This is a genomic window from Caballeronia sp., from assembly GCF_028292365.1.
In the GTDB taxonomy this organism is placed as follows: Bacteria; Pseudomonadota; Gammaproteobacteria; order Burkholderiales; family Burkholderiaceae; genus Caballeronia.
On the sequence record NZ_JAQGMM010000448.1, the window covers coordinates 1 to 8,439 of the forward strand.

The window sequence follows — 8,439 nt, forward strand, 5'->3', positions numbered from 1 at the left end:
TTCCCCACAGGAACCCCATCATGCGACTTCTTCACACCATGCTGCGAGTCGGAGATTTGCAGCGATCCATCGATTTCTACACACGCATCCTCGGCATGAAAGTGCTGCGTCAAAGCGAAAACACCGAATACAAATACACGTTGGCGTTCGTCGGTTACGGCGATGAAAGCGAAAACAGCGTGCTCGAACTAACTTACAACTGGGGCGTCGATAAGTACGACCTCGGTTCGGCTTACGGTCACATTGCGCTGGAAGTGGACAACGCGGCGGCAGCCTGCGATCGCATCCGTGAAGCCGGCGGCAAGGTCTCACGCGAAGCCGGTCCGGTGAAAGGCGGAACGACCGTGATCGCGTTTGTTGAAGACCCGGATGGGTACAAGGTCGAATTGATCGAGAAGCATGCTTGAGATGGTTTGCGGGTAACGGTCGGCCAGCGATGGCCGGTTATCTCCGGGCTCTCTGAATGAGGCTCCTTCGGGAGCCTCATTCATTTACGCCCGATACCGATCTTGCGCGAAATGTCATCAGATATCCTAATTTATTGGCCCTCACCGGCACGATCTATCATCGTTAACAAAGACCAGCGCGCTACCATTTTCGTGCGGCGCACAACGCGCCCGGTTTAATCACTCGACATCGCGGGCGGTGGACCAATCGTCGGCAACGCTAACTCCATGCGCGACAACCACGCATGGCAGCTCCACGCCATCAATGGCAGAATGCGCCAGAGACATGACTCGGCAACCGGTCAAAACACAAACACAAACACAATAATCAATGAGCACCACTGCCCTGCCTGTGCGTCGCGCGCCCGATTCCACCGCCATTCTGCTGATGATCGCGCTATGCGCAGTGTGGGGTTTCCAGCAAGTCGCCATCAAGGGCGCGAACGCCTCGTTTCCCCCGCTTCTCCAGGCTGGCATCCGTTCAACCATAGCAACCGTCCTCGTCTGGCTATGGACTCGTTCACGCGGCGTCGCGCTATTTCGCAGCGACAATACCCTCGCGTCCGGCCTGCTTGCCGGCGTCTTGTTCGGCGGCGAGTTCGTGTGCATTTTCCTGGGGCTGACGTTGACCAGCGCCACGCGCATGGTCGTCTTTCTCTACACCGCACCCTGTTTCATGGCGCTTGGCCTGCACTGGTTTGTCGCGGGAGAAAAGCTGAAGCGGGTGCAATGGGTGGGAATAGCGCTGGCGTTCGGCGGTATTTCACTCGCGTTCGCCGATGGCTTCCTGCACCCCGCCACGGGCAGTGCATCGGGCAGCGCATCGGGCACATCGACATGGCAAGGCACCGCTGGCGATGCCCTCGGCGTACTCGGCGGTGTGTTCTGGGCAGCGACCACTGTCGTCATCCGCGCATCACCGCTTGCTCGTGCAAGCGCCAGCAAGACGCTGTTCTATCAACTCGGGGTATCGGCGATTGTTTTACTCGCGCTCGCCTTCGCGCTCGGGCAGACGCATGTGAGCACGATCACGCTGACAACCGTCGCCAGCCTCGCCTATCAGGCGATCGTGGTCGCGTTCCTGAGTTATCTCACGTGGTTCTGGCTGCTCACGCGCTACATGGCGTCGCGGCTCTCGGTCTTCTCGTTTCTCACACCCATCTTTGGTGTCGCGTTCGGCGTCGTACTGCTGGGGGAAACGCTGACGACGCGTTTCATGATTGCATCGGCGCTTGTGGTCACGGGCATTGCGCTGGTCAATGCACCGGCCGGACGTCGGCGCACCTGAGCACCCGGACATGCCGACTACCGGGTACGTCCGGCTGCTTGCGCTGTGCGGCTGGCGTCGTTCATGATCTGCCCGGCAAGGGTGAGCGCTGCGTCAGAAGCAGTGGATTGCGTCCGATCAGCAAGACAAACAAGCGCAAATTGAAGTCCAAGTTTGCGCGAGTGAACAATCGGCACACGCACGAGACGCTGGCCATCGGAATCTCGTTGTAACACTGACGCCGTACAAAACATCACGGCGTCCGATCGCGCGACCACACTCTTCATCACGGCGACATCGTTACATTCCAACTGCACGGGAATGGCTTCGTGCGCGCGAAACTTCAACAACCGTCGCAACGCATCTTCCATGAACGCGGACAGCGGTACGGACACCATCGGATAATCTTTTAACGCCGCCAGCGGCACGGGAGCGCGCGCAAGCAACGGATGACCCGGGCGCACGAACCAGCCGCCGTCGTGGCTGGTCAGGCGGTGGGTGGTGACATCGGGCGCTGCAGGCGTTTCACGACGATCCACCACCACGAAATCAGCCGCCTCCGCGCGCAGGTTTTGCATCAGCACACTGGCTTCGTCTATTTGAACCAATACCTTGATGGCGGGAAACTGCCGGGCAAATTCGACCAGTAGATCCGGAAACAGAATAGCGGCCGCATAAGGTCCGAGGCCGATCCTCACCTCGCCCAAAGCGTCGGACCGGATCAGCTCGACGTCGCGAAAAAGACAACGTGTTTCGAACAGCACCCGCCGGGCCCGCTCGACCAGCATCCGGCCGGCGGCGGTTGTTGCCACACCTCGTGCCGCGCGATCGAAGAGCTTGATATCGAACTCATCTTCCAGCGCCTGGATACTGCGGCTGAGCGCGGGCTGACTCAGATGAACCCGCTCCGCCGCACGCGCGAAACTGCCCTCCTCGGCGAGCGCCACCAGGTGCGCGAGACGCCGCGAATTGATCTCATGCATGATTTAAAACGGAACCCTAAATGATTGATTGCCAGTTTCGAAACGGGCTGGTTAACCCATTCCTCACAGCCGCGGAGCCGAGCATACCGGCGCGGACCGTTCAAAGAAAGAGCGGCGATACCCCCGTCGGACACCGCCGGTCCTCGTTCAAAACTTGTGCCGAATCCCGGTCATCACGCCAAGCTGCGTGCTTTTCTGCGCGAGGCTGGGCGCGTTGACCCCTTGCAACTGCGAGCCAATCAGGCCGGCTCTATAGATTGAATAGTCGGTTTCCAGATACACGTCTGTGCGCTTGGACAGGTCGTAGTCCGCGACCAGTTGAAATTGCCACGCCGAGCCATCCTGCGGTTGCGTCTTGCCGTCCTGCAGCGTGCGCCACACGTTCCCCGCGAGGTGCCACGCTCCGACTTGTTGGGTCACGCCGCCCAGAATCATGCGGCGTTTCTTGAAGTCGGACCATTTCAGCGCGGCGAGTCCTGCCGCGGCGAACGGCCCGTTGGCGAACGTGGAGAACCGCTTGTCGTTCTGATTGACGATATAACCCAGCGCGAAACGCGTCTTGTCCCACGTGTACGAACCACCGACCGTCCACGCCTTTGCATTGCTGCCGTTGATCGAGTCCTTCGTCTGCTTGAACGCGCCACCGACCGTGACCGGGCCGTTCGCGGGCGCGTAGGCTGCGGCCACGCCGTATTGGCTGCCGTAGGCCATATGGCCGGCGTTGCCGCTGAACGAATACGCAGTCGAGATGCGCAAGTCCTTGTACCTGGCGTGATACTGAATCTGGTTGCTGCTCCAGATGCCGCCGGTCATGGTGACTTCGGGCTGGAAGTTGAAATCGTAGGGAATCCATGGATTGCTGGAGTACCCGCCCATGGTGATGCCTTCGATCATCACGTTGTACTGACGGCCTAACACAACCTCTCCATACGTCGACGACCGCAGTCCGATCTGCGCCTCATTGAAAAACGGCATGGTGGAATCGCTCTGGCCGTTATTCAGGAGGAAGCGGTTTTCAAGCTTGAAGGTGGTCGCCCAGCCGCCGCCCAGATCCTCAACGCCTTTGATGCCCCAGCGGCTCTCGCTCATTCCGCCCGGCCCCATCAGAAAACGGCCATTGCCCTGCTTATCGGCGTTGGACAGGTAACGCACGCTCACGTCGGCAATGCCGTAGAGCGTGACACTGGATTGCGCGTGGCTCGTTTCGCAGGCGAACGCGGCGGGCAGCAACGCGTAACTCACCTTGCACCATTTGCCCAACCTGCCAGTTTTTCTAAGTTGTCCCGACCTGTTCATACGTCTCCTCGTGATGTCGTAGTGCGACGATCAGGCCTTGCCTGTATCGCCACGAATCAAAGAAGCCGTTGCCCATCTCCGATGCACCCGCGTCATGCCGCTGAAGCGGTTGCCCTGTATGAGAGTCTGCTGCGCGGTTGCGCTGCCAATTTGAGACTATCGAGGGGATTAACTCCAGTGCATTCCTTGCATCGATGGAATGCGGAAACCGCATGAGACCAAGGGGAATAGAGAAGCGGGGAAGAGGTCGCGCGGTTCACGTCAGCGAACCCGGAATAGTGAGATAGAAAAGATGAGATCAGCGGCAGCAGGCGCGATAGCAGCCCGATAGAGCCGTCTTGGCGCGATCACCGTGGCAAGGCAGCCCCAAACCAGGGCGCAGGTCATCCAACCCCGCCCGCCGCCCTAAAACCGGCTACTGCGCCGCCTTGACCACCTGAGCCAGTTTCACGAACTCAGCCACGGGCACTTCTTCCGCACGCCGCGAAAGGTCGAACCCAAGCGCATCGAAATCCACGCGATCGCGGTATACGCCCAACGTGTTGCGCATCATCTTGCGCCGCTGCGAGAACGCCGCGAGCACCACTTCACCGAGCACCTTGTCATCCACGTCGGGCAATTCGCCTGGAGCGAAGGGAATCATCCGCACGATGGCCGAATTCACCTTCGGCGGCGGGTTGAACGATTCGGGTGGAACGTCGATGAGTTTATCGATGGCATACCGGTACTGCAGCATCACCGTGAGGCGTCCAAAGTCCTTGTTGCCCGGCTCGGCGATCATCCGGTCCACCACTTCATCCTGCAACATGAAATGCTGATCGATGACCTTCGGCGCGAACGCGGTCAGGTGAAACAGCAGCGGGCTGGAAATGTTGTACGGCAAATTCCCGACAATTCGCAGCGACGGTTGTTCACCTTCCAGCGCGAGCGAACCAAAGTCGAACGCGAGGGCATCGCCGGCATGCAGCGCCAGCAGATTGCCGAACCGTTTCTCAAGCCGCCCGATCAAATCGCGATCCAGTTCCACCGCATGCAACGGCGACTCCGGCGTGGAGAGCCTTTCGATCAGCGGCGCGGTGAGCGCGGCGAGACCCGGTCCGATTTCAACCATGCGTTCGCCGCGCTTGGGCGCGATGGTGTCCACGATCGAATCGATCACGCCTTGATCGACGAGGAAGTTCTGCCCGAAGCGCTTGCGCGCGAAGTGGCCCTGGTGCTTGATGGACATCGGAGAAGCCGATTAAAACCGCAATGATAAGGAATGACGCAAGGAATGAGGCAAAAGCAAAAAGAATCAGGCCACGCGACGATGGCGCGCCATGGCAACGGCTGTGTCGATAGCAACCATCAGGCTGCCCGGATCCGCACGGCCGGTGCCGGCCAGATCGAGCGCGGTGCCATGATCGACCGACGTGCGGATGATCGGCAGCCCGAGCGTGACGTTGATGCCTTCGCCGAACGTCGCGAATTTCAGGACCGGCAAACCCTGGTCATGGAACATGGCGAGCACGCAGTCGGCGTCTTTGAGATAACGCGGCTGGAACAAGGTATCCGCCGGATAGGGACCCGGTGCATCGATCCCCAATGCACGCGCTTGCAGCAGCGCGGGCGTGATGACATCGATTTCTTCGCGGCCCAGATAACCGTTTTCGCCCGCGTGCGGATTGAGTCCGGTCACCAGGATGCGCGGCTTCGGCAGACCGAACAACGCTTTCAGGTCGCGATCGATAATGCTCAGCGTCTCGACAATGCCATCCACGGTCAACGCCGCCGACACATCCTTTAACGGCAGATGCGTAGTGGCGAGCGCGACGCGCAGCGGCCTTTCGCCCACGCCCGCGAGCATCATGACAACGCGCGGCGTATGCGTGCGTTCAGCGAGATATTCGGTGTGGCCGGTGAACGGAACGCCGGCATCGTTGATGGTGCTTTTTTGCAGCGGCGCGGTGACGATAGCGTCGAAACGCCCGCTGACCGCGCCGTCTATGGCTGTGTCGAGCAGGCCGAGCACGTAACGCCCGTTAGCCGCATTCAGCTTGCCCGCGGTGACGGGCGCACCGAGCGCGTGATGCTCGATTTCGATTGCAGCGCCTTTAGAAAGCCAAGCCGACGAACCCGCCCGCTCAGCCATCAACTCACGGTCGCCGAGCACGGTGAACCGCACCGATGGCCAGCGCTCAGCCGCCTCCGCCAGCGCCGCCACCGTCAATTCAGGCCCCACCCCCGCCGGTTCCCCGGTGGTGATCGCGATTGACAATGAGGACATGCGGCTCCCTGCGTTCATGCCTTACTGGTTCAGCGCTTGCTGAGCCGCAACACCCTTGTACTGCACATAAGCGGTGTCGCGCAGTTCACGCAGCCAGTCGGAATAAGCTTGCTCGGCTTTGCGCTGACCGATCGCCTGACGCGCCGTGTCCAACTGCTGCTGTACCGAGCCTTCCGCATCGCGGCGTGCCAGTACCTGGATCAAGTGATAACCGTACTCGCTGCGAACCGGTTCACTGACCTGGCCGTCTTTCAGGTTGTTCATGGCGCGCTCGAATTCCGGCACGGTTTCACCCGGGCTGATCCAGCCGAGATCGCCGCCTTGCGACGCCGAACCGTCCTGCGAATAGGTCCGCGCGAAGTTGGCGAAATCGCCGCCCTTCTCGACGTCACCCCGGATATCGAGCAGCTTCTGACGGGCGGCCGCTTCGGACACGCCGTCGGCTACGCGCAGCAAGATGTGCCGGACGTGGGTTTGCACGAGCTTGGGTGCATCAGCAGCCTGGCCTTGGCCCACGCGGCGTTCCACCAGCTTGATGATCTCGAAACCGCCGGAAGTTCGAATCAGTTGCGGATTCACCTCGTTCGGACGCAGCGTTGCAACCGCGCTCACAATGTCAGCCGGCAACGAAGCCTGCGTGCGGAAACCGAGATCGCCGCCCTTGGATGCGTCGGTGTCTTGCGAATTGTTCTTTGCTAGCTTGGCAAAGTCCGATCCGCTCTGCGCTTCCTTCAGCACGCCTTCGGCCTTTGTCTGGATAGCGGCAATGTCGGCCTGCGTTGCGTTCTCCGGCACCTTGAACATGATGTGCTGAAGATGCAGGTCGTTGGACTGACGGGAGCCCGGTCCACGCTGGCTGGCAACGTAGTTGGCCACTTCGCCGTCCGACACCGTGATCTTGCTGTCCACCTCTTTTTCACGCAGTTTCGACAGCGTCAGCTCGGTGCGGGCATCGCGCTGGAAGGTCGTCCAGGGCACCCCTTGCGCCTCAATGCGCGCGCGGTACACGTCGAGCGTCATGTTGTTTTGCTGCGCGAGACGCTCGAGCGTGCGTTGCACGGTGGCGTCGTCAATGGTGATGTTGTCTTCCTTCGCCTTCTGCAACTGAATGCGCTCGACCACCATCTGGTCGAGCACCTGGCGTTGCAACTGGTCCGCCGGAGGAACCGGCGCGTTCTGCTGTTGCAGGCGGCGCACGATCAGACCCGTGCGGTCGGCGAGTTCACGTTCCGTGATGACGTCATTGTTCACAACCGCAACGACCGAATCCGCAATCTGCGCGCCGCCCGCCGTGGTCGTGGGCGCCAGCGCCTGAGCGTGCGCCACCGGGCCGGCCAGTAAAGCTGCGGCGAAAACACCTGCCGCGACCATTGCGCACTTCAACTTGTTCATGTTTGACACAGATACTCCATCGATTGCGGCCGGTGACCGACCCTGTTGCCTAGTGCACTGCGTGTTGCCCTGCGTGTTGCCCGGTCTTGCCCTATTACCTGCGGCTTACCGCAACCATCCCGGCACACACGCCGCACGCTCATTCGTAATTCGTGTAACGCGCGAGCGGTGCGGGCGGCGGCGGTGGCGGCGTGTAACCGTTGACGCCGGCGCGGAACGCCGCGGTCAGCCCATTATCGACGTTCGACAAGCCCTTGAACGTCATTTGAGCAAGAATGCGCGTCCCGGCAGTGTTACTTCCGGTGCTAGTGATACCGTTTGCGTAACGCTGCAAGCCGATGCCCAGAGTCCAGCAGTCGGCATCGTACTGGAAGCCCAGCAGCCCGTCGACGAGACGATGGCCTGCCAGATCGTAGTTCACCCGGGCGACGCTATAAATGTGTCGCGATAATGGCCATTGCGCCGAAACCAGAATCTGGTTGATCGGCGAGGTGGACAGCGTGGTCTCGTTCGCCCGTGTGTATCTATACCCAATATTGATGACTTCGCGCGCGGCGGGGCTAAACCCGAAACCGATGCTCGAACGCACCAACTGGTTGTTGTCGGCATTATATTGGAACGCAGTTTCCTGTGAAAAACCAGCGCCCAGCTTGAAGGACGCGCCCAGGATCAGGTCCGAGTGTTTCGCCTGGTCGAGCGGCTGGCCTTCCGTGATCGTGACGCGCTGCGGCTGGAAATAATACTGCTGCGCAATCACAAAACGCGCGCGTTCGTCGCCCGTTGCCGGGT

The 8,439-nt window shown here is 60.5% G+C and carries 8 protein-coding genes; 2 read left to right on the plus strand and 6 right to left on the minus strand.

Annotated features, from left to right (window positions below; translation table 11 throughout):
* Positions 1-20: 20 nt before the first annotated feature.
* Positions 21-407 carry a lactoylglutathione lyase gene (gene gloA, locus JWR14_RS26525; RefSeq protein WP_299714509.1) on the plus strand — a complete coding sequence of 129 codons (387 nt, stop codon included), beginning with the start codon at positions 21-23 and terminating at the stop codon, positions 405-407.
* A gap of 370 nt (positions 408-777) precedes the next feature.
* On the plus strand, positions 778-1,734 hold the full coding sequence (locus tag JWR14_RS26530; protein ID WP_299714512.1) for a DMT family transporter: 957 nt from the start codon (positions 778-780) through the stop codon (positions 1,732-1,734).
* Between the two features lie 17 nt (positions 1,735-1,751).
* Here JWR14_RS26530 and JWR14_RS26535 read toward each other — a convergent pair whose 3' ends face one another.
* The 6 genes from JWR14_RS26535 to lptD form a co-directional block, all read right to left on the minus strand.
* On the minus strand, positions 1,752-2,696 hold the full coding sequence (locus tag JWR14_RS26535) for a LysR family transcriptional regulator (RefSeq protein WP_299714515.1): 945 nt from the start codon (positions 2,694-2,696) through the stop codon (positions 1,752-1,754).
* A 147-nt stretch (positions 2,697-2,843) separates the two neighbouring features.
* On the minus strand, positions 2,844-3,992 hold the full coding sequence (locus tag JWR14_RS26540) for a porin (protein WP_299714517.1): 1,149 nt from the start codon (positions 3,990-3,992) through the stop codon (positions 2,844-2,846).
* Positions 3,993-4,407: 415 nt separating this feature from the next.
* Entirely contained in the window at positions 4,408-5,220 is an 813-nt protein-coding gene (gene rsmA / locus JWR14_RS26545) for a 16S rRNA (adenine(1518)-N(6)/adenine(1519)-N(6))-dimethyltransferase RsmA (RefSeq protein ID WP_299714520.1), read from the minus strand.
* A gap of 66 nt (positions 5,221-5,286) precedes the next feature.
* A complete protein-coding gene (pdxA, locus tag JWR14_RS26550; protein WP_299714523.1) occupies positions 5,287-6,258 on the minus strand; it encodes a 4-hydroxythreonine-4-phosphate dehydrogenase PdxA in 972 nt (323 codons plus the stop codon).
* 21 nt (positions 6,259-6,279) lie between these two features.
* On the minus strand, positions 6,280-7,650 hold the full coding sequence (locus JWR14_RS26555; protein ID WP_299714526.1) for a peptidylprolyl isomerase: 1,371 nt from the start codon (positions 7,648-7,650) through the stop codon (positions 6,280-6,282).
* Positions 7,651-7,789: 139 nt separating this feature from the next.
* Positions 7,790-8,439: LPS assembly protein LptD (gene lptD, locus JWR14_RS26560; protein WP_299714529.1), on the minus strand; the 650-nt coding region annotated here is incomplete at its 5' end.